Genomic DNA, 21162 nt, shown 5'->3' on the forward strand with positions numbered 1-21162 from the left:
GAATTGATCGAAGCCGAGCTAGGTAAGTATCAGCTTCTACGGGAAATGATTTCTGGCTGGCTTGCTAGCTCTGCGAGTTACTCCGAGAAGGATTGGCAAAGGCTGATACTAAAGGTGGTCCTTTTGTTGCTTCCAAAGTACGTCGCAGTCTTGGAGAATGTGCAAATTATTGATGCCTACTCTGCTCCCGGGCAAAAGAAAAAGCGCTTTATCGATGTCTGTCTCATTGATGCGGGCGGCAATCTTGACGTTGTCGAGGTGAAAAAGCCTTTCGATGACGCATTGCTGAGTAAGAGCCTTTATCGGGGCAACAGTATTCCGTCAAAGGAACTATCTGGGGCGATCATGCAGGCGGAGAAGTATCTGTTCCATCTTTCAAAATGGGGCGTCGATGGCGAGGCGGAACTCACCAAACGTCATGCAAAGCAGCTTCCACCCGCTATGCAGATCCGGATTACAAATCCAAAAGCATTGCTTTTATTGGGGCGCGACATGCGGCACTCGGGCGCGCCCGCCTTTTCGGAGCAACAAAAATTTGATCTCGAGGTCATCAAGCGCAAGTATGCAAATATGATGGACATCTTGACCTATGATGATCTCCTTCGGCGTTTGGACAACATAATCGCTTCATTGTCGCAGAGGAGAGCGGCCCTAGCATAGATGATACACCCAGACAGGACTTAGAGGCCGGTTCCGTCAGAGTATTGCGCAGAGCCACTATCCTTGGATGCTCGCGCAACAAAAATGATGATGCAAAGGGAGACTACTCACTGAGATAGATCTCCAACGAGTTCGCGGAGCGGGCCTGCCGATGATAACGGCTCCTGTGCGTCAAGTCGTTCGATGGCGGCCGATAGCAGCCACATGGGAGAGGTGAACTCAAGAGCCAGTCGATCCAGCATCTGCCATGCAAGACGGATGTTCCGTCCGCTGCCAGGTTCCCTCAGTTCGAATGCCGCTTCCTGCTCGCGCGAAAAAAGGTCTATCTCGAGACCGCGCTGCGTCGAAGCGCTCACCAGTTCCTCAAGGTCGTAGATCACGAAGGTCAGGACATCGCCCCAGAGGAATCGAAAAACCGCGCGCTGATCTCTAAATGATAGGATGAAAGGTGTGTAAGGAGCCCAAGACCGAGCTGACTTCACTTCATTAAGTGGATAGGCAATCGGTCTCCTGAGGCCGAGCCCTTCGATCGACGCGTTTATGTCAACTTGCTCATCGGCTACCGCAAGATACCATAGGCCGCTCTCAGGAGAGCTAACTGCGGCGCCTGTTTTCAACGCGACGATCATCGTCTGTTCCATCGCACTGGCGTAGCTTAGTTCCGGAGTTTGGTGGGCCGTCCTGCGGATTTCTCCGAGGCCGCGCAGACCGGTGCTTGCATCGGTTTCGAAGAATTCCGTGAGCTGGCGAATTGAATCGCGCTGTTCCCTTCCGCGGCCATCTAATTTGCCAAGCTTAACCTCAATGAGAACGGGATCCGGCCCAGTCATGACGCACACGTCCCCATGCCGGATCGTGTTCGTGAGGTCGCAGAGCAAAGCTGGTACACCTTGACGGATCCATCGTTCGACCTCTTCCATTCACCGGCGAAACCCGACTTGTCCGAGAGAAAGCCGGCGTCCTGCTTCGCGTTTCTATTCTGTGTGTTGTAAAACACCTGCTTTAGGGCAAATTTGTCCAGGAACAGGAAGGCGACCGCGTCGCCGAATGACCGCCACATGTAAGTGAGATGGCGATAGCCCTCGATCTGCGTCAGTAGCGAGGATACCCTATCCGCAGCCTCCTCCTCCGACTTTGATCTCAGAACTGCTTTGATCCGGCGGACTTTTCGTTCAGCGCGCGTAATCTCCTTCACCAACAAACGCTGCAAAATCCAGAGCGGTTGCAGCGTCGCCCGTGTGGGCAATGTTCCGTCGCCCAAAGCAGCGCGAACACTCCTCAACTCTTCCAGCAAGCCGTGAGCTCGCTCAAATGACTTCCGGCGCTTTTTGATCATTAATTTCGGACACCATTAACCAGTTTTCTCGACACCCGCCGGTCAAACGCACGTCTTCCAGAGCTTCTAGGGCACTTAAACGACAAATGGGCCGCCGGAGCCGATTGCGAAGGCAATCTCTCCCATACCGGGCGCCATTTCAAATATTCGAGGCTCAAGGGGTTCGATAGCGACCAAAATATCCCTGTCGTCATCAATGCGAGCCCCTACCATGATTGCAGCGTCAATCGCGCCGGAACGCAAAACGCGGAAATACCATCGCGACGCCGGGTTGCTCTTTCCTTGAACGGCGTGAGGTGGATCGAATTCAGACCATTCTCTCGTATTTGTTTCCGCAAGGCGACGCGGGTAGACTGGGATGGGTGCGGAACCATCGAAGCATGCGATAAGTGTCCTCCGATTTTGGATCCAATCCTCTCGCCGTTGCGCGCGGCGCTATGAAGTAACACTCAGAAGGCTGCCGCTATGAATCCCGGGAACGAAGATTTCTTGGCCAGTTAACTCGCAGGCTATCTCGTCGAGAAACTGGATGGGTGCGGTCTTAATGAACTCGGCCAAGAGCCAGTTCCGCTGGCTTTCGAGCAATTTCGAAAGTCGCAAAGGATCGTATCTCGATAATTCACTCAGCCGATGCATGGATGCAAAGATCAGTGTGGGGGCGTGTCGATCGATGATCGTGGCCGTGGCAAGTCTGCGCTTTAGATACCAACGCCCAACGCCTGCGATGTAGGTAATGTCACGGCGTAGTCTGCCGTGATAGCTTGTCAGTCGTTTCAGATTGTTATCCTGTTGGGCAGCGCCATTTTTCCAGCGGAAACGTTTCTTTTTTCGGACGACAAGCTCATCTGCGAAGCCTGCGTCCTTTTCGAAGCCTGGCGTCAATGTGGCCAGGATTCGTAGGTCATCAAAATGATCTTCCAAATTCGCTGTGACCCACGATTCGGTGGAATCGGTTGCTCTGACATAGCGGCAATTGTCGAGCGAGAAAAACAGATACTTCTCCTCGTACGACAAACAGTAGGCGCGGTGAACAAACGCGAGATTATACAGCATATCTTTCAGGGAATAGGTGTCGTTCGTCATAGCGTCGCCGTAGTACGCAATGAGAGAAGGAAGCACGCCTGCACCTTTCAGCGTGACCCTCTCCTTAGCAATACTCGCTTTCCCCGCCTCGCTGGAGCCGGTCAAGCCATGCCGGTCTTCGAAGCGGATTTTTTTGGCCGACAGGAGGGCTTTTGTGGCGTTCAAGAAACAATAATACAAAGTCAATGGAGAGGCAGTGACGGGCAGGTTTAGAGAGGCCCGGTAGAATTCGCGAGCTTGATCCCAATAAAAGACCGCCTCGGTTTTCCCGGCGTTCCGTCGGAGCCAGAGGTCCACGTACATCCAGATATCGGACGTAAGAACTTTTTCTTCGTTCCAATCCGGCGCGACGACGGAGCGGCGCATGAGTAAAGGTTTCCCTTTGCTCAAAAAAAGATCGTCCGTTGCCATCGAATCCCCGTCCCTTTTATGTAAAGAAGAGGTAGCAGAGATGTTGGCAAACGCAATGCTCGCCAAATAAACCTCTGCTGCTAGGATTGGGCCGACCGATGAACCCGGCTAGAGCGCACAATTTCTTCCGATCATCTGCGCGTCGAATGCTGCGGTCCAACACCTTTCGAGGCGACTAAAACGCCCGCGTGGCTTCGAAAGAATAGCAGTGATGAAAAGATACGGGTGCATCTGACCCCGCAGTTGGAATTGAAAGAACAAGGCAATAAGACATGCGCGGTAAGTCGATCGATCAGCTCTCGCTTCAGGACATCCGCCAACTCTGTCGTTTGGGATTTAACTGTAAGAATGCGCCCGTTTCGGCAGCTCATGGCACTTAATTTGAGATTCGCCGGTTCCATTTTCGGCGCTTGACGCTCTCTCTGGTTCGGAAATAACGTTCTGTAATATTTCGCATTTTCCGATTAAGCTTGGCCATCGGTGGTCATCTTTTTCTACGCGGTGAATCTCACACTAAGTGCCAAATCGGACCGGCGAATCTCAAATTAACTGCCCGATCTCAATTTAAGTGCCGCGCTATCTTGTTGAAACTATTGGATGCGGAGTCTTGCGATTGAATGCAAAACAACACGACCGCCCGGGCAGGAGAAGCCCTGGCGCGACTTGACGCGCGCATCGACCGATCGCCAATTCGCGACGGCTTTCTCGTGCGGCTGAATTTTGCCGACGCCATTGCTTCGCTGTGGATTGACGGCGAACTCGTCCACCTCGAAGACATCGTCTTGCACGACGCCCGCCTCGACATCCGCACCCCGACCCACGAACTGACCATCGCCCACTCTATTCTGCGCGCCCGCCGGCAGATTTTCGCGCACCCTCCCGAATGGGCACTAAGCGCCGTCGGCGTTGCCCGGCTGCGGGGCAGGGGCGGGGTGGGCAACGATCCCGGTCCACGGACGCCAGGTTTCGCGTTCGCGGGCGACGCAGACAACGACGATCTTGCGCCGGATGATCGAGGTGACGACGATAGTTTCGCCGAGATTGACGCGGTGCTGGCGCGCAGCACTGCTGTTCTCGACGGATTGACTATCCCCCGACCGACTGCCGAGCGCGACCCGCTTGTCTACGAGGCCGGCTGGGACGAATACGAGAGGCTAGATGAATGGCGCACGCTGTCTATCGAGACCGAGGGTCTTCCACCGGTATTGCGAGCCGCACTGCTGCTCGATGCGTGGAACGCGATCGAGGTACTTCAGCATCGCACCGAGCTCGGTCGTCAACTGGTCGCCTCACTTCTGCGCCGCGCCGGTACGGCGCCCGCACACCTGCCGCCACTCAATGTCGGGCTGCGTAGCGTGCAGCGGGAACGGCGGCGTGCGGGGAACCAAATGATGCGGATCATGGGATCATGGTGATGCTCGACGCGTTCACGTCAGCCGCGGAACTAGGGATGAGGGAGCATCCACCTTGCCCGGCAGCAGCTTGACCGCCAGGCCTCAGCGAGGAGCATGAACTCGAAGCTGTCGCGGCTGATCGATCTGGTCGTTGCAAAGCCGATCGTTTCTGCGAACCTGATCGCACGGGAACTCGGTTTCACCCCGCAGGGGGCGCGCCACTTGGCGGCGCAATTGCCCCTTCGAGAGATGACGGGCAGGGGGAGGTTTCGGGCATGGGGACTTTTGTGAGCCCATTGCTCTTGGTGTCCCTCAGGAGCAAATACCTCGGTGAACGCGGCGACCCCAGTGTTTGGCGCTCCGCTTACCGGGCTGATCTAAATCACGTGTGGTCAGCCTATGAGATTTTACGCTTCCTTGAAAGCAAGAAACGGTTGGTGCGCTATCTGTCTACGTAAGGCTTGTGCGGTCTTGTCGGAAATTTTTCGAGATATTCATCAAGCAAACCATAGCTATCAAGAATCCTGAATGGGTTACCTGCAGCTGCTGCCAGCTGATGTGATTCATTGATAGAACACCACGGGCACAGATGGCCGGCCACTCTCAGCGGCTCTGAACATTCGCGACAAATACCAACGGCATCGCCAATCTCCCCGCCCGCAAATACACTGGGGTTTCCTCCATCCGGCACAAGGTATGGGGTCGGGAAACTGCGACCAATTCTTTCGTTGTAGAATTGAGCGTCAAGTTCGCTTGCCGCCTCTGTGAGGGCTTGTCTTGTTTGGAGCGACGACTTGGCGCCCGAAATAATAGCCGCGATACACTGTTTAGGAACGTAGAGGATTTTGTAGCCGTTCACATCCTCGACATACTCCTCGAAATTCACGGCACGGGCCTCTTGCTCATAGCTCCACTCAAGATACTTCGTGAAATAGCCGTGGAATCTCACGGCATTCCTCAGATGAGCAGCGTCCCTAGGTTTTTTTCGTTGCGCGGCCATCTGAGTGAATCCGACGAGGGTCTCACTCGGCCGATCTGCGTATGTAATGTCGTGGATCAGGATTTCGGGAAACAGCTCTTGAAATTGCACAACATCAAAACCGATGACATATCCACTATGGTTGTTCGCATAGTGCGCCCACATAGGTGCGACCACCGGTGATTTGGAAAAGCACGTCGTCAGTTGCGCGGGAATTTCCTCGACCACCTCACGATATGTCGCCAGTAATTCGGTCTCTTGATCGAGATCGACGCCAAGGAATAGCTCGAAAGGGTCGTTATAATCCTGTGGCAACGAGCACTTGATGCCCACATGTTCGTCGCGAATAAAAACGTGTTCGATTGATTCCGCTGGGAAGTATTTGAAAAGCATTTTCATTAGTAACGACTCAAGTTTGAGGGCGCTATATGGCACGCCTCCGTTTGATAGAAGATAAACAAGCTAACGACGCAATCGGGATCAGCCCATACCGTGGCAGCGTCTGGGGCCTGCCGTCACTCGCGTCGATACCATCCACTCAGAAGCTTCCACTTTCCAAGGCCGTCGCACTGTTCTCTTCGTTGATCGAGATGCACTCTCGGAGCAGCATGTCCAAGACATTTTGAAGCCCTGAATAATCATAACCATCAACTAACGCCTTTTGGGACAAAAACTCCTTGGAAAACGTCTCTTTCTCCACAAGGTGTCCTTGATAACAATCTCGCCGCTGATCGTAGCTGGTCCACCGAACAACCGGCGCTCGACTTATGTCGAGATAACGCTCAATCGCTGCCGCCTTCCCATTAATATTGGCTATCTGCTCTCCAGTTGGGCCTATCGTGCGGAACTTCACAAACCTTGGCCTATCTGGCAGCTTCATGATCCGCATGTTCGGCAAAGTGTTTAGCCGAGAGGAACGTTCAAAATTGAACACCCCTTCTGCGTCATTGTCGAATAAAACCAGAATATTGTTCTGGATTCGAATGCTAATAAGACCGCGGACAAAATTGTATAAGTTTCCAGTGCCCGAAAATGGATAATTGTCATGCATGTCTACGAAGTCAAAGAAGTCTGAGAGATCGGGCCGAAGTAAATGGAGTGCATGCTTGATGACTTGCACGTCGGACGACCCCTCCGTCACAACCAAGAACCTTTTCCCCTGCGCGACGGGTGCAAGGATTACGTCACGCGATACCCAGCCACCTTCCAAGACGTCCGAAAATTGCCACGTAACTGGCAGATCGCGCGCAGTTGGGTTGTCCGCTAGCAAACGGATCACTGTGTAGGCGCTTAGTCCGCTTACCTCGCCGTCATTCAAATCGGATTCGTGTTGGAGGCGATCAACCGTCTCGGGGATATGGCACAGGGCAGTGGCGGCTAGAAACTCCGCCAAATTTTCACTTGGCAAAAGAGGGCCAATCGCAGCCTGAGTAAAATCAGCGGCTAGCAGCAATACCTTCAGCTCATCAAATGAGAAATCGTGATTGGAAGGTAGGCGTCGAGCGAGCTGTGGGCTCCTCGAACGTTCATAAGCGTGTTTTCCAACCACAAGACTTCATCGGTGAGCTTGGTATCAAGAAGTTCCCACTCGGCTTCCTCAGGAAGCTTGAGGTCGGGCGTTTCGGTCCGGAAGTGAAAATCCATCCCGTCAGACGGGCTTATCTCTGGCACGTTGTTCATCGCCGCGCCGTAGCACATGCTGCAGAAGTCATCCAAAATGAGGACGAGTTGAAGGGCTAGGAACCGGGCGCTCCTTCTCGACTTGCGGCTGTCGAGATAGACATCCTTGTAGATGCCGATCATCCCAGACAAAAGCTGACCGAACAGCGCGGCGCCGGCACCTATCATCGCCGCGATGATCGCAATACCTTATCTTCGCGATCTCACCAAGCGCGCAGCACTGCACCAATTCACCGTCAAGCCAATGGTGACTGCCCTACTGAAAACCAAGGTGAGCACAAAGGTGAACATCGGCAAACTGGTCGCTTAACTGCGCCCGCAACACGACCCTGTCCGCTTTGGTTAATCCTGTCAGAAATGTGCGTGAAACGCCCGCATCTGCAAAGAATAGTTGCGGACTTCGCGGATATGTGCGTCGCTTCATCAAAGTGTCGGTTGATGATACGACGATCGCGATCTCGATGGATAGGCGGCAAGTTGCGAGTTTCTCCGCCACCGCAGAAAGAACTAGCAGTATCCAAGGCCACCGACGGCGCAGCCCCGCCTGATGTCAGGCCTCAGTAAGTTAGTTTGGCAAATCTGATCAACGGGGCGTTGAAGTAAACGGTTCACGTCGAAACGCGATTTATTCCAAATATATCAAAACGATGACCACGAGATAAAGTAGAATGAAGAATCTCGGTTGCTTTCCCTAAGATTGAGAATACTATTCGGCGTGGAAACTTTACGAGCCATAGAGGGGCTATGTTCGTGAAGCGTATGATCGGGCGAAGTATCTTCATTACAAATTTGAAAGCCGTTCTGAAAAGCGACGGCCGTGACCTTTTTGTTCAAAGAGCGACAACTTCTAACCTTGCAGCACTGTGGATCCGCATCGGACGCGGGCGGACAATCGATCCGAACCTTTCGGTTCCAGAGCTGCAAACTGTTCGCACGGCCTTGAAGGCGGCGGGGGTTGAGCTCTGGGGATGGCATGTACCGTTTTGTGAGGACAGGCAGGCGGCGAAAGCGGAGGCGGTCAGTGTAATCAAATGGGCGGCGGATGCCCACCTCGATGGTGTTATCCTGGATGTCGAGCGCACACATGAGAGCCCACGGTTTCGCGGCGGTTTAAGCGAAGCGAACACCTATGTCGGACGTATCGCGGACGAGACTCGCAATCGTGGGCTCGGGCTTGGCTTTTCAAGCCACGATCAGCCTTCCCTCCATAAAGACCTGCCCTTCGCGCCGTTCCTCGACAAAATACAGGATCTCTGCCCACAGGTTTATTACCAGAGCGCGACTGTTGATCGACGATTCAATAAGTCTGCCAAGGACTATGGTGATCTCTTGGAAACGCCTACGGCGTTTGCTGACCGGTTCAAGCCCACAGGCAATATCACCGTCAACGAAGACCTTCCGCTGCCAGACACACAAACCTGTGTCCAGGCGGCTGCTAAGTTTATCTCGCTCGTAAAGGCGAAGAAACTCTCAGCCTATAGCTTCTGGTGCTGGGATGGGGCGCCGAAGGAAATCTGGGATTTCTTCAAAAACACGCCAGCCTGATCGGTTCGCGTATCTGTCAACGGAGGGGAGAATGCAAGTCGATGAAGCATACGCCGCACTCAACATCGTTCAGGACTTCGTACCGGTCGGTAACAGTAATCGACCCGGCAACCGACTAGTCGCATCGTCGATCACGATCCACAATACAGACAATGACGCCAAAGGTGCCAATGCGGCAGCTCATGCACGATACATGAAGGGCCCGGATGCGCAGAAACGCCAAGTATCCTGGCATTACACGGTGGATGACAAATTCGTATACCAGAGCATCCCGACAAACGAGATCGCCTGGCACAGCGGGACGAAGCAGGGCAATACCTCGAGCATTGGCATCGAGATCTGCATGAATTCCGATCTCAACGTTCCGGCCGCCTACGACCGAGCTGCTCTGCTAGTCGCGGTTCTTGCTAAGCGGCTCAGGATCGACATCGACAGCGGCGGGCTCTTCCAACATCATGACTGGTCGGGAAAGAATTGCCCGCGGATCCTTCGTGAAAAGCCGGATGGGTGGAAGAATTTCGTCGCCGAGGTTCGAAAGAAAGAGGCTAGCCTCAAACCCGTTCCAACCATCGAGCTCAGCTTTGCATCTGACGACCATCACACGCACGGCTGACCCCGGGAGGATTCGCGATGGCTTTCTTTGTCAAACCGTGGCTCGATCAGGCCGGGCGATTTCCAATTACACATGTCGGAGGCATTCCGCACTTCAATCAAGCATTTGACGCGAAATCACCTCGGGCCGGCGTTTTGCATACGACGGAAGGCGGTTGGGAAGGGAGCATGGCGGTGTTCAAGCGCCACTATGCCCCCCATTTCATCCTCGGGATGGACGCAACGCAAGGAAAGGTTCGGATCGCGCAACTTGTTCAGGTCGGAACCATCGGAGCCGCCATCAGGGCGCACAACAACAAGGCAATCGTCCAAATCGAAATGGTCGGATACTCAAAGGAAACACCATGGCTTCCCGACGACGACACTCTTGATGCGCTCGCTTCGCTCATGGCAGTCTGCTGGAAGGAATACGGTATCCCCTTGGAGCATCCCTGGAAGGATGGTGACTGGGGAAAATCCGGTGACAACCCACACCGATCCTCGGGCTTCTACGGCAAAAAGGCAGGCTGGTTCGGGCATGGAGATTGCCCGAAGCCCGACGAACACTGGGACCCGGGGAACCTGAAATGGAGTGCTGTCTTCGCTCTCGCCAAAAACTATGCAGATGACCTTGCCATTACCGCGCCGGTGGCGATGGCCGGCCCGGCGGCGATGGGGCCGCCAACACCGTTCGAGCGCCCCCGGAGTACGTAGTTCATATGCAGATGTGCGAAGGAAGTCGTGAACACCCTCATTGTTGACCGCTTCCCCCAAGCCTGATCGCTTTGCCGATCGAGAAAGCGCGCGGTATCTCTTTCGTCAATCGCCGCACCGCCGGGAAGCGCTTCTGCGCGACAAGATATCATGCGCCTTTTTGCAGTCATCTCCACCACCAAATGTGTACCAAAAGTAGAATTTCCGACGACAACCCAAAATTTCTAATGCTATGTTCACGTCGGGTGAAGTAAACAAAGAATAGTCGCTGGGGGGTCAGATGAGCGGCATTCGTCTACCAGTGATCAGCGCACGCTACGCTGGCTTTTCGCGTCAACTCCCCTTCTCGGCCGGGAGGGCGCGATAAGACATGAAAACACGCACGGCCAATGTTGTCGTCCAAGTCTTGACTTGGCGTTTGCGCGAACTTCGGATTCGCGCTGGCGTGGTCGAAATCGAACAGGCGATGGCGGCTCTTCGCACACAGGAGACATGGACCGACAGCGAGCTTGAACAAATCGTCTTGCCGATCTTTGCCAAGCGCCGAGAGCAAAGGCTGATCGTCTCCCGTCTTCTGGCCGAAATCATCGCGTCGCCTGGGCCGGAAGAGGGCGAGCGTCCCTCGGCGACGGCATCCCCACCCATAGTTCTTCCCAAGCCGCGACCCCGTCGGCCGCCAGAGACGATTTGGGAAACGGTTGCAAGGATCCTGGGAACAGTCCTGACGACCAAGATTACCGTTCGAATCCTTTGGAGCTTGGGTGTCGTCCTTGCACTTTGTGCGCTGTCGCTCGCGTTTTCGGGCTTGATCGACACGATCTCCGATCAGTTCAACGCAATTCTTACCGGCCTGGCAGGAGCATTTCATGATCCCCTCGGAACCGGTCTCTTGAAAGAGGGACCAGATTCGGAGGGGCTTCAGGTGGCGCTTTTGGTGCGTCACGCAGTGGTCTCTTTTCTTGCGGCCTCGGCTGTCGTGCTGGTCTTGATCGCATTGCGGCTGACAATCAAGAAACCGGATACTGGCGTGGGGCCTCGCGAACCTTTTATCACTCGTCGCGCAGTCACCGGTGATGAATCAGTTTTCAGGGTAGGATCGCTTGGCGGCCCGCCGCCGCCATTTCTAGACCCGGCACTCGCCTCGGAAATCGTTGAACTGATCAGCTATCGCCAAACTGATCGCGTCAGGACTGATCTCGATTTGCGTTCAACGGTGGGTCGGCGCGTTCGGGGTGAGATGGATAGTCTTGTATTCCAGAAGCGCAAAGAGCTACCGACGGTCGCCGTGCTTGTCGACTGCGCCGCCGACGGCCGTCATTGGAATACACTCGCGACGGAATTTCAGGTCGCGCTCGAAAAGCGTGGGCTCCGCGTCGAGATATTGCCGTTTTACAGCTCGCTTTCGCGGCCGTCTTCCTACGCCAACACGTCCGCTGATACGGTCGAAGCGACTTTGACCGGGCTGGCAGACCGAACCGGTTGGATGCTGACAACCGTCTTCGCCAACCTCCGACGATTGTCGACCCGTGACATCGCGATCTTGGTCGCTCAACAAGAGCAAGGGCCGGTCCTGGCATTCGACTACGTTGATCCTCGTCTTTGGGATTTCAGACATGTGAAGTTCGAAACGAAGGACATGGGACCTTTTCCGGCAACCGGCTATGCTCTTCGCCAGGCCCTTGCGACGTCTTTCGCCCCGGATCGCGGAGCAACGCGCGCAGCGAAATCTGCCTCAAGCGGGAAGGCGGTTTCATGGCATCTTTCGCAGCCACATATTGAATGGGCGATCGCCTGCGCGATGGTCGAGCCGGTGTCGTTTGCGCTTGCCGAAAAGCTCCGCAAGGCTCACCCACTCTTGTCCGGACCCTCGGAAGCATTGGCCTTCTCGCTGTTGTCGGCCCTACCCGAAAGCTGGATCAGCCGCGAAGGGCTGCATTTTTCACCGCAGATTCGGCGTGACTTACTATCCAGAGCCTCCGAATTATCCCGAGACCTTCAGGTCGCATTCCTCGAGGTGTTCGATGCTGCCTTCGGAAACGAACCCCAGTCAATCACTGCAGGTGAACTCTGGCGCTATACACGCGCACAAGCTGAACTGTTCACCTTCAGGCAGGCCCGCGCCTTTCAAGATCTCGCCGATGTCAAAGCCGGTGGGATAATAGATGCGGACGCCTTCGACGATTTTGTTGGCCGATTGCGTCAACCGGGGACCGCGATAGAGCCCGGAAGCATCGTCCTGCGAAGCGCGACGCCAAAGTTGCCTCGCGTGTTACCAACAGATCAAACTTCCACACCTCCGCTCAACGAAACTCAGTTCGCAAATTGGTCAGTTGGACTTTCCGAGGTGCGGATCAGGGCAAACAGCCAGATTGCTCCGCTGGCCACATTTTTTGCGGAAGGGCAGTCGTTTTTGACGATCGACAAGGGGGGCGCCGAGCCCTTCAGTCGCGTCGACGCCGTACGCGGTGTACGCCAAGCCATGACGCAGCTAACCCCGCTGTCAAATTTCAACATTTTGCCCTCGGATTTTACGCAGGTTTATATGTTTTCAAACGGGGAGGGAGGAGTGCTAGCGGCACGTCCAGGACGTTTGTTCACGATGCTCAAGGGTAACGAGAGCGAACAGGGCTTGATCCCGAACATGGCGCTCCAGGAGATCAAGACAGAAACGGATCTAGGCCATGATCCGCTCGTTGCCCTGAGCCCCGACGGCAAACGGATCGCCTACGCAAGAGCGGGATCGCTTCAGATCGCCGTCGTCGCGACATCGGCGGACGAACGCCCGGAAATCCACCAGGCGGCCAAGGCTTTGACAGCGATTGCTTTCTCGCAACGCGGCAGCATCCTTTGCGGAGATACCGAAGGCAACGTCTTTGAATTTTCAAGTGACGATCGTTCGCTGACTTCCTCCGCGGCCGACCAACAACCTATCGCCAGTTTTCCGGCGCCCGTCTCTGCACTCTGCGACTTTGTCGATGATAGCGGGGATCGGCGCGTTGTCGTAGGCCTGTCTGATGGGCGTGTCGGTATTGGACCAGGTCTCCCTCTGCGATCATTTGATCTTCTTGCCTGGCGCCCAAGATGGTTGACCGTGTTCGCCGATCGTAAGGCCGCTGTGGTCGGCTCCCGCACCACCGGGTTATCGATTGCCGTTACAGGAGCTGACGGTGAGTTCGATATAATCGGTCTCGATTCGGATGGTACCGGACAGTTCGAACCCGTCTCATTGCTCGACTCCAGTCTTGACCCTTCACGTGACGGGCGAGCAGTCCTTGCGATCAATGCGGAACGGCGGCGTATCATCATGCGTAACGGCTCGTATCTAGAGGTGCGTCCACTCGTTTACGACCTCCCTGACGTTGAAGAGGTCGACAGCCCAACGAACAAAATAGTTCCCTCCGAACCAGCCTTTGAGAATGACCGCGTAGGATCGGCGCCCGCATGACCCGCTTTGATATCAAACTCTGCAAGAACGGAGACGCAATCGACATTTGGATCGGCGACAAATGGTTTCCCACGGCACTTAAGCCCGATATGGACATCGCAAATCGCACGATACCCGACGTGAAGAGCCTTCTCGACAGCTACCTGGACACGGGATTTCTAACCGCGCGTGAATGGGATTTGCGGTTAAGCGAGCAGCTTAAGATTGGCGCGGCGCTTCGCAAGAGTATTTTCGGCGATCGCGAGATCGCTGTAGGCACGCATCTCAGAATAGTGCCTGTCCTCGATCCCAAGGCCACGCAAGCAGACAATGATGATTTTGTAAGCTTCCTTACCAGGATCCCCTGGACGATGCTCACTCGCAGCAACGATCCCGGTAAAGGCTTTCTCGCACTCGGACTTGCGAGACCCGTCGCGATTACTGTCGATGCGAATCCGCAAAATTCCACTTCCCAGAAGATCCGCTTGCCCCGCGCTCCCCGCATCCTGCTCGTCATGCCTGAGGTCAAGCAAAAGAGAGTCAGGGATCAGACTGGCGCCGCCGAGCACCGAAAATCGCTTCTTGAGATCCTCCAGCCCCACTACGACGCCTCCGGCGTCCCCGAAAACATTCGATGCGTCAGAACCTTTGGTGAATACGAACGGGTCATGAAGACCGAGAAGTTCTATCCTGAAATCATCTATTTTTACGGACACGGTTTCTCTCCGGGGCAGGGGACAACGTTCGAATTTGAAACCGGCCCCGGGGAGAAATCTGCAGATCGTTGGCGAACCGTGAGTGATCTTGTTGCCGGCGGCATTGGCACAACGCTGGAGGCAACCCGAACTCCGCCATTGATTTGGTTCAACGCGTGTCTCGGTGCCGCCGCAAGCCAGGAAAGTGCGCTTGTCGAGTTTTCCAGCTATGCGTCCTGTGTCATTGCCATGAGAACGGTCGTGAGAATCGACGCAAGCCAGACCCTTGCTCAGAAGGCCTTGAAGTCGATCATTCTAGACGGCTTTGCTCCGCCGATCGCCATCCGTGAAGCGCTCATTAACTGCCCCGCTGACTGGATCAAAAGCGGCCATTGGGCATCCATAGCGATTTCCGAACAATATGCCGAATGGACGGCCATCGGGGAAACGAAAGATACCGCCGGCGCCAATGACGCAGTGGGGGACTTTCCGAGCCGGGTCGACCGGCGGGAAGCTCTCGATGACATTACGGAGACCTTGAGTGCGGATTTTGCGAACGATTCTGGCAGCTCAGAGCCGACCGTACTCTTGTGGGCGGGATCGATCGACGAGATGCCAGTACAGTTCGCAGAGCGGACGCGCGACGTCATTTCGGACAATTTCTTGGGATTTCGCCCTATCTATATCGACGTCGATCTCCAGCAGGGTGTCCGCCCGGGACAAGTTGACCAGCTGAAACCACAGCTTCGCGCAGCGATCATGATCGCACTGGACAACGGGCAAGTCATCGAAAGCGCGACGACAGCGGAGATCATTGGCGCAATCGGAAGAATCTCCCCAGGGCAGAGATGCGTGCTGACCTTCTTCCACGGTCCGTTGACCGCAAAACATGCAGGGCTAGTTCAAACCTACATCGGTCTCTGGGCATCCATCTGCCGTGAGCTTTCGATCATCAAGAGCCCGACCAGGATCGCGCTGGCCTTTGGTTTCGTTACCGAGGTGGGAGAACCAATCGTTTTTCCTGCCGATCGAAAGCCCATTCGTCTTGGAGCGGTCCCACCCGCAGAACTCCGTGCTCACCTGTCGCGCTATCGACTGCTTTATGACGTCGACATCACGGAACTGGACGACAGAACAGAATGCATCCTGAAAAACACAGAGGGCGTCTTCAGCCGCCTGGTCGATAGTCTGCGTCAATTGGCAGGGTTCAAGACAGTCTAGAAAGAGGAAAGATCATGGAAGGCTTCAGTCTCATCACTCGCGACCCCTCAGTCAGCAAAGAGACACTCGCGGAGCGCCAACGTCGAGTGAGCCAGTTCTTCGAGCTCAACGAGCAAAGGGCCGGATCGTATGTTGTGTCGCCGGGACTCGAAAAGGCGGTAGATGTCGCCCTAAGCCTCGGGCGTCCATTGCTTTTGACAGGAGAGCCGGGCTGCGGAAAGACACTAGCCGCATACTGGATCGCGCACCAACTCGGCCTCTTGAAGACGAATTTCCATAAGTTTCAGGTCCGCTCTGATTCGCGCGCAGGCGATCTTTGCTACAACTTCGATGCGGTCTCGTGGTTCCGCGATAGCCAGATCGCGTCAGGGATCGTCATCGACAAAAAGAAATACGTCGAGTCTCGGGAACTCGGACGGGCTTTCGGCTGGCGCAATAACAATGACATGGTGCAACCACACGTCGTTCTGATTGATGAAGTCGATAAAGCGCCTCGCGATTTCCCGAACGATCTGCTCGAGCAGCTCGACCAGATGACCTTCAAGATCTTGGAGACGGAGGAAACAATTGGTCCGCCCGCCGTCCGCCCGATCATCGTTATAACATCAAATGCCGAGCGGCGTTTGCCCGACCCCTTTCTGCGCCGCTGCATTACGCATCACATCGAGATCTCCCTGGACGATGTAACCAAGATCTTGGAGGCTCGTTTGAGGGCATTCCGCAAGAATGCGCCTGGTGGCCCCGACGACGGTAAACTGGTCACTGCTGGCGCGGCTTTCTGGAGTAGTCTGACTGAATTGGAGGGGCGGCTTACTAGAAAGCCGACAATCGCGGAATTCTGGCAATGGCTTATCCTTGCAAGTGAGTATTCCGAGCAGTCCGAAGTCAATCTTGTTGACACCCTTGCCGCCAAACGAGGGCCCAATATCGAGAAGCTGCCGCGGATCAACTCGTTGTTCCAGCAGTCGGACCTGAAGGTAGTTTCGAATGGTTGACATTCTGAGGTGCTCGGCCACGAGCCTTGAACCTCTTTTGCATCACTTTCGGCGAGAGAAGTGGACCTATATCTTCGGTGCTTTCATCTGGGCACTGGTCTGGTACGGCACTATGGTGTTGATGAGCTATATCCAGGGTCCCGATGCTTCGGGTTTTCCGGTCGATGTCATGCCGCTCCTGGCAGGCCTGCCAATCATCATCGTCGGCTGGCGTGCCGTTGCGCTCGGCGACAAACTCGAAGACGCCCTGAGGGATTTCGATGACGGAGCTGCTTTCATTTTTCCAACGAACAAGCCGGGCATTCTCAGGATCTTCCTTGCCGACTTCAGGCAATCAATTAAATGGTGGTCCAGAGTCATCTCGGCGGCAATTGGTATTATTTCGCTCGTTGGCGTCATCGCATTGGCGACCTGGCAAGGAGCCGTTGGCACGGACCAGCTACTCGCAGTGCTTCTCATGATCGGCGTTCCCCTGATTGCCTGGCCGATTGGAACCTTGCTCGGACAATTAATGGGTTTCGGCCAACTGAACCGCATCATGACGCGACATGGTATCCGCCTCGCTGGGGTATCTACGCCACAGGCCCGCGACGCGCTTCGGGTCCTTGGTGACATCAGGACCTTTGCAGCCATCGCTCCGCTCATAATGTGCTACTGGTTTGCAGGATGGTGGATTGCATGGAGCTTCGGATTTGCGAGCGAGTATGCCTCACTCTGGAAAACGCAGTTCCTCATCTTATGGATCGTGTCGATAACGCTCTTCATCTTCGTTGGCATTGTACCCGCCCATAGCTTCAGAAAGACCGTATCGGAACTGTCTGGAGAAGCGGAAGGTCGGGCGGCGCGTGAAGAACAGATCACACAAGCACAAAACGACCTCGATCAATGGCAGCAATCATCGACCGATCGCTCGCGTCATCAGCGACAGCGGATGGATGAGCTTGAGGCCTTCATTAAGAACCTCAGGGAACAGCAGATAGAATACAGGTTCCTGAACACGAACCTGCTGATCGCGCTGCTGGTCGTCAATCTTCTCATCCTGGGTGCACCGCTTGTGGTGGAGCTGTTTGCCGCCCCGGTGCTAAATCCTGCTTTTCAGGGGACAAGGGCATGACAAGCGCGACATCGATCACCATGCTTCCCGCCCGCGATGGCGACTGCCTTTTTGTTGAAGCCCGAGACTTTCGTTTGCTGATCGATGGCGGGAGATCACAGACGGGGAAAATCGAGCTGCCCGACTTTCTCGCAAACCTGCCTGCCAGAGCCGGCAAACCGACAATCGACCTGATGGTGCTAACGCATGTCGATGCCGACCACATTGCGGGCCTGTTGACGTTTCTCGCCAAGCCTGGGGCGGTCACGATCGGGGAGGTCTGGTTCAACGGTCTTGATCATCACAAGAAGGCGGCCGGCTTGTTCGTGCCGCCACCTGCCACCATTCCCAAAAAGACACCGGTTGGTACGCTGAATGTCGCCCAGGCTCTTAATTTTCATCAGCTCGTGCAAGCCCATCAAATACCTTGGAACCAGAAAAGTGCGGGCGCGGCCATCATGATAGAGCAAGGGTCGCCGCTTCCGCGGTTTGACCTGTGCAATGGACTGTCGCTGACATTGCTGGGGCCGCCCAAGCAAAAGCTTGCGAAGTTCTATCCTCAGTGGGTTGCCGCCGTCCGCGGCTTGAACTTGCCGCCCACACTTGCCGCGAGACCAAAAACTGTCCCTACCATCGACAACTTGGCCGTTCTTGCAGCGGAGGAAGATTTAGAGGATCAAACTTTGCCAAACGGGGCGAGCATCGCATTCGTTCTGGAGATCAGTGACGGCAAGGCGATGAAGCGCATCCTCTTTGCTGCGGACGCTCATCCCGACGATCTTGTCGACGGGCTCAAGCACTATAGCGGTGACGCACGCGTTTTCTTCGATGCGATCAAAGTATCACATCATGGCAGCGCGAAGAGCAATACCTCAGCCCTCATCGCCCGTCTGTCTTCGCCTAGATGGCTTGTTTCCACCGACGGGTCACGCCATGGTCATCCCGACTCTGAGGCGATCGCTCGTATCGTGTTGTCTGCGGAAAAGGGAACGACGCTCATTTTCAACTATCGCTCACCGGTCAACAAGCACTGGGATGGTGACCAGCTCAAGCGAAAATTTGGGTATGAGACCTGCTATGGTACTGGAAAAACGCCTTTGACGATCAATGTGTAGTCATATGGGCGCTGAATGCGTGCGCTTGTTCACAGAACGTGCAGAATGCGCTTGGTCGGTCAGCCCGGAGATAGCGGCAGGAGAGGGATGCGGCATTCGCTCAAGGCGTTGCCGCTTTCGTGCGAGCAAAGTCGCAGGGCTTGGTCTCATCCACGACACAGCCAGCTGGGGGCGTCCAGGCGTCTAGCCAGACAGAATTCACCAATACTGCGGTGGCTCGTCGGAAATCAGCTGCATCTTTTGGAAATAATCCGCGGCCTGCTCGCGAACAAAGTCGGGAGGCGATGCCCTCTGGGCGAGTTTGAGTGCGTCGTAGAGTCTCGGCGCGTCCATGAGTTCAACTTTGTAGCCACGGATCTCGGCCAGATCTGCAGTCCGTTGACCTCCGCTCTGGAATCTGGAGGTCGTGACAAAAATCCCCTCTGTGGCGCCTTTCAGGACGAGCGCTCCGACGAAGCTGCGAATCTGTTCGACACTGATCGAGCGCTTCGTGCACTTTACCTGAACGCCAAGCTGCCTACCGTCCTTGTCGAGCACGACATCGATGCCGCCGTCTCCGGAATAAGCCGTCACGACCGTATCGTAGCCGAGGCTGCGGAACACGGCTCCTACGGTTTCTTCTAACAAACGGGGATGAACGTTGAAACGAGACTCATATTTGGCAACGAGATATCGACGAACCTCGTCTAAAGGAAGCGTTAGGTCCTCGAGGTCGAGTTCCCTCAGACTTCCGGCGGCACCCTCCACTACGCGCCTGGTAGCGTAAGGCAAGGTTGTCCGGATCTCTCGGTCGTATTGGTTGGTCGCCTTCCACCAGCCACAGATCTTGCACGAATCGATGCTCTTTAGACCACTTTCGCGATCGGAGATGCGGACCTCATACATGCGATCGTGGGCTGCTGGATCGTTGTCGTGGTGCTCCGAAAAAACCCTGTTCATAGACGACTTGCAAAACAGGCAGTCGTGAGCGGACCACATTTCGTCCCTGGAGACCTCGCTGTACTGCCAGATCGTCATTGCCTCCTCCCTATCGACCAGGTCAAGGACCGGGCCTGCGTCAATGCGGACGCGCGGCCCCCCTTACAGTCTCGGCTTTCAATCATAGCGCGGTTTTCCGCGTGGTCGTAGCCGGAAACATTATTAAGCCTGCATGCGTCGCCTGACGTGTCATCAATACAGCGCATCCATATCTAAGCTGCGTTGCAATTGCATAGTGGAGGCCGTTTGTCGTACCATCGTTAAAGTTTGGCTAAGTGCCTCGGTTTAACTCTCATGTACCTTCGGGCACAGCACACAACGGACAGCCTTGCCCGGCATCATGTCGTTGATCGAGATGATTGTGAGGCGTTTTTCGCCAGAGGGTCATTTGCCAGGCTTGGACGTAGGTGCGACAACGGCTTCAAGGGAAACAGCGCCGGCTGAAGCCGGTTTTGGACCGGTGATATCAAGGCTGAGATCGACAACAGCTCTTGGCGAGAACGTATAGTATCGGGGCGGCATCTTCACGATCGTCTTCGTATCGCTTGCTTTTGCACCCGGAGCTTCGGCGACCGCGGTAACAAGGTAGATCTGGTTGGGTTCAACAATGTAACCACCGTTTGCCGGGAACCGGTCACGTGCGCGCATCAAAAGATCCAACGGATTGGGTCGCCTGAATTTGATCGTCCCCGAGAGCGGGATCGCGGTCTCGCCGGACGGGACCGTATCGACTTTAACCACGCCGATTTGGACGGGACCCTGAATGTTCGTGCGCTTGACGGAGATTGACACCCAGGCCTCGTCCAGCTGGGGCTTCGGTGTCACCTCCGTATCACGACTGCTACGGAACCCCAGCGCATACATCAGATTGTGAATTCCGCTGCTGCCGCCCGCAAGGACAAATGCCGTGATGAGTTTCGAGATCCAGTTGGACATGGCGGCGGCCTGCGTTGTCAGGTTTGCCCCGGAGTCGGGTATAGTAAAGGCGGCGAGAAGGCTTGCAAAAACATCCAGCTTAAACCAGACGACGACAATCCATGAGATCAAGACCATCAGGATCGTCTTGACCCCTTTCGTGTCGAAATAGGCGAGAAAGACGCGCCAATTGAAGATTACTGCAAAGCCATTCTCCAGAACGACCGCGATGACAAACAGCATGGTCAACGATTTGGCGGATGCCGTGTAGACCTCGCTCGACAGCCCCAGAATGGGCTGGCCACTATCCGCCGCCCAGGCCAGGTCGGTCAT

At 55.2% G+C, this 21162-nt stretch carries 19 protein-coding genes; 11 read left to right on the forward strand and 8 right to left on the reverse strand.

Translation table 11 applies throughout. The features are described 5' to 3' along the window. A partial coding sequence (locus AB8B33_RS34620; protein WP_439018930.1) for a Shedu immune nuclease family protein occupies nucleotides 1-660 on the forward strand: 660 nt, incomplete at its 5' end. 107 nt (nucleotides 661-767) lie between these two features. Here AB8B33_RS34620 and AB8B33_RS34625 read toward each other — a convergent pair. The 3 genes from AB8B33_RS34625 to AB8B33_RS34635 all read right to left on the reverse strand — a co-directional run bounded on the left by AB8B33_RS34625 (nucleotide 768) and on the right by AB8B33_RS34635 (nucleotide 3490). Then, nucleotides 768-1490: a hypothetical protein gene (locus tag AB8B33_RS34625; RefSeq protein ID WP_439018931.1), complete on the reverse strand. Its 723-nt coding sequence runs from the start codon at nucleotides 1488-1490 to the stop codon at nucleotides 768-770. Beyond that, on the reverse strand, nucleotides 1487-1996 hold the full coding sequence (locus AB8B33_RS34630; RefSeq protein WP_439018932.1) for a hypothetical protein: 510 nt from the start codon (nucleotides 1994-1996) through the stop codon (nucleotides 1487-1489). Before AB8B33_RS34630 ends, AB8B33_RS34625 begins: the two co-directional genes overlap by 4 nt. Before the next feature lie 435 nt (nucleotides 1997-2431). Beyond that, nucleotides 2432-3490, reverse strand: a complete 1059-nt coding sequence (locus AB8B33_RS34635; protein WP_439018933.1) for a YaaC family protein — start codon at nucleotides 3488-3490, stop codon at nucleotides 2432-2434. A 617-nt stretch (nucleotides 3491-4107) separates the two neighbouring features. Here AB8B33_RS34635 and AB8B33_RS34640 point away from each other — a divergent pair. Together AB8B33_RS34640 and AB8B33_RS34645 are read left to right on the forward strand one after the other, a co-directional pair. Beyond that, a complete protein-coding gene (locus AB8B33_RS34640) occupies nucleotides 4108-4905 on the forward strand; it encodes an RHE_PE00001 family protein (RefSeq protein WP_439018934.1) in 798 nt (265 codons plus the stop codon). Between the two features lie 93 nt (nucleotides 4906-4998). Then, nucleotides 4999-5175 carry a helix-turn-helix domain-containing protein gene (locus tag AB8B33_RS34645; protein ID WP_246648100.1) on the forward strand — a complete coding sequence of 59 codons (177 nt, stop codon included), beginning with the start codon at nucleotides 4999-5001 and terminating at the stop codon, nucleotides 5173-5175. A gap of 151 nt (nucleotides 5176-5326) precedes the next feature. Here the strand turns inward: AB8B33_RS34645 and AB8B33_RS34650 are convergent, their stop codons facing one another. The 3 genes from AB8B33_RS34650 to AB8B33_RS34660 form a co-directional block, all read right to left on the reverse strand. Then, entirely contained in the window at nucleotides 5327-6262 is a 936-nt protein-coding gene (locus tag AB8B33_RS34650; RefSeq protein WP_439018935.1) for a DUF2971 domain-containing protein, read from the reverse strand. Between the two features lie 139 nt (nucleotides 6263-6401). Further along, a complete protein-coding gene (locus AB8B33_RS34655) occupies nucleotides 6402-7316 on the reverse strand; it encodes a HEPN/Toprim-associated domain-containing protein (RefSeq protein ID WP_439018936.1) in 915 nt (304 codons plus the stop codon). Nucleotides 7317-7321: 5 nt separating this feature from the next. Then, entirely contained in the window at nucleotides 7322-7711 is a 390-nt protein-coding gene (locus AB8B33_RS34660; RefSeq protein WP_439018937.1) for a hypothetical protein, read from the reverse strand. A gap of 582 nt (nucleotides 7712-8293) precedes the next feature. Between AB8B33_RS34660 and AB8B33_RS34665 the strand changes: the two genes are divergently transcribed. From AB8B33_RS34665 to AB8B33_RS34700, 8 genes are all read left to right on the forward strand, one after another. Then, a complete protein-coding gene (locus tag AB8B33_RS34665; RefSeq protein WP_439018938.1) occupies nucleotides 8294-9088 on the forward strand; it encodes a hypothetical protein in 795 nt (264 codons plus the stop codon). Between the two features lie 31 nt (nucleotides 9089-9119). Beyond that, the gene (locus AB8B33_RS34670; RefSeq protein ID WP_439018939.1) at nucleotides 9120-9701 is read left to right on the forward strand and encodes a peptidoglycan recognition protein family protein; all 582 of its coding nucleotides are present in this window, start codon (nucleotides 9120-9122) and stop codon (nucleotides 9699-9701) included. Nucleotides 9702-9718: 17 nt separating this feature from the next. Then, complete coding sequence (locus AB8B33_RS34675; protein WP_439018940.1) at nucleotides 9719-10393, forward strand: N-acetylmuramoyl-L-alanine amidase; 675 nt, start codon at nucleotides 9719-9721, stop codon at nucleotides 10391-10393. A 370-nt stretch (nucleotides 10394-10763) separates the two neighbouring features. After that, nucleotides 10764-13838 carry a hypothetical protein gene (locus AB8B33_RS34680; protein ID WP_439018941.1) on the forward strand — a complete coding sequence of 1025 codons (3075 nt, stop codon included), beginning with the start codon at nucleotides 10764-10766 and terminating at the stop codon, nucleotides 13836-13838. After that, a complete protein-coding gene (locus AB8B33_RS34685) occupies nucleotides 13835-15733 on the forward strand; it encodes a hypothetical protein (RefSeq protein WP_439018942.1) in 1899 nt (632 codons plus the stop codon). The genes AB8B33_RS34680 and AB8B33_RS34685 overlap by 4 nt, the downstream gene beginning before the upstream one ends. 14 nt (nucleotides 15734-15747) lie before the next feature. Beyond that, nucleotides 15748-16728, forward strand: coding sequence for an AAA family ATPase (locus AB8B33_RS34690; protein ID WP_439018943.1), 981 nt, complete (start codon nucleotides 15748-15750; stop codon nucleotides 16726-16728). Next, on the forward strand, nucleotides 16721-17842 hold the full coding sequence (locus tag AB8B33_RS34695) for a hypothetical protein (protein WP_439018944.1): 1122 nt from the start codon (nucleotides 16721-16723) through the stop codon (nucleotides 17840-17842). Before AB8B33_RS34690 ends, AB8B33_RS34695 begins: the two co-directional genes overlap by 8 nt. Beyond that, nucleotides 17839-18936: a ComEC/Rec2 family competence protein gene (locus AB8B33_RS34700; RefSeq protein ID WP_439018945.1), complete on the forward strand. Its 1098-nt coding sequence runs from the start codon at nucleotides 17839-17841 to the stop codon at nucleotides 18934-18936. Before AB8B33_RS34695 ends, AB8B33_RS34700 begins: the two co-directional genes overlap by 4 nt. 198 nt (nucleotides 18937-19134) lie before the next feature. Here the strand turns inward: AB8B33_RS34700 and AB8B33_RS34705 are convergent, their stop codons facing one another. Beyond that, nucleotides 19135-19953 (reverse strand): restriction endonuclease, encoded by an 819-nt coding sequence (locus tag AB8B33_RS34705; RefSeq protein ID WP_439018946.1) that lies wholly within the window; start codon nucleotides 19951-19953, stop codon nucleotides 19135-19137. Between the two features lie 345 nt (nucleotides 19954-20298). Next, a complete protein-coding gene (locus AB8B33_RS34710) occupies nucleotides 20299-21162 on the reverse strand; it encodes a hypothetical protein (protein ID WP_439018947.1) in 864 nt (287 codons plus the stop codon).

It is taken from the genome of Rhizobium sp. 768_B6_N1_8, from assembly GCF_051811225.1.
GTDB lineage: Bacteria > Pseudomonadota > Alphaproteobacteria > Rhizobiales > Rhizobiaceae > Rhizobium.

Bases quoted from the DNA above. Each gene is read 5' to 3' on its own strand.
- AB8B33_RS34670 (WP_439018939.1), top strand. From the start codon at position 9,120: ATGCAAGTCGATGAAGCATACGCCGCACTCAACATCGTTCAGGACTTC.
- AB8B33_RS34700 (WP_439018945.1), top strand. From the start codon at position 17,839: ATGACAAGCGCGACATCGATCACCATGCTTCCCGCCCGCGATGGCGAC.
- AB8B33_RS34685 (WP_439018942.1), top strand. From the start codon at position 13,835: ATGACCCGCTTTGATATCAAACTCTGCAAGAACGGAGACGCAATCGAC.
- AB8B33_RS34660 (WP_439018937.1), bottom strand. From the start codon at position 7,711: ATGATAGGTGCCGGCGCCGCGCTGTTCGGTCAGCTTTTGTCTGGGATG.
- AB8B33_RS34635 (WP_439018933.1), bottom strand. From the start codon at position 3,490: ATGGCAACGGACGATCTTTTTTTGAGCAAAGGGAAACCTTTACTCATG.
- AB8B33_RS34630 (WP_439018932.1), bottom strand. From the start codon at position 1,996: ATGATCAAAAAGCGCCGGAAGTCATTTGAGCGAGCTCACGGCTTGCTG.
- AB8B33_RS34680 (WP_439018941.1), top strand. From the start codon at position 10,764: ATGAAAACACGCACGGCCAATGTTGTCGTCCAAGTCTTGACTTGGCGT.
- AB8B33_RS34645 (WP_246648100.1), top strand. From the start codon at position 4,999: ATGAACTCGAAGCTGTCGCGGCTGATCGATCTGGTCGTTGCAAAGCCG.
- AB8B33_RS34625 (WP_439018931.1), bottom strand. From the start codon at position 1,490: ATGACTGGGCCGGATCCCGTTCTCATTGAGGTTAAGCTTGGCAAATTA.
- AB8B33_RS34650 (WP_439018935.1), bottom strand. From the start codon at position 6,262: ATGAAAATGCTTTTCAAATACTTCCCAGCGGAATCAATCGAACACGTT.
- AB8B33_RS34675 (WP_439018940.1), top strand. From the start codon at position 9,719: ATGGCTTTCTTTGTCAAACCGTGGCTCGATCAGGCCGGGCGATTTCCA.
- AB8B33_RS34710 (WP_439018947.1), bottom strand. From the start codon at position 21,162: ATGACCGACCTGGCCTGGGCGGCGGATAGTGGCCAGCCCATTCTGGGG.
- AB8B33_RS34640 (WP_439018934.1), top strand. From the start codon at position 4,108: ATGCAAAACAACACGACCGCCCGGGCAGGAGAAGCCCTGGCGCGACTT.
- AB8B33_RS34695 (WP_439018944.1), top strand. From the start codon at position 16,721: ATGGTTGACATTCTGAGGTGCTCGGCCACGAGCCTTGAACCTCTTTTG.
- AB8B33_RS34690 (WP_439018943.1), top strand. From the start codon at position 15,748: ATGGAAGGCTTCAGTCTCATCACTCGCGACCCCTCAGTCAGCAAAGAG.
- AB8B33_RS34705 (WP_439018946.1), bottom strand. From the start codon at position 19,953: ATGACGATCTGGCAGTACAGCGAGGTCTCCAGGGACGAAATGTGGTCC.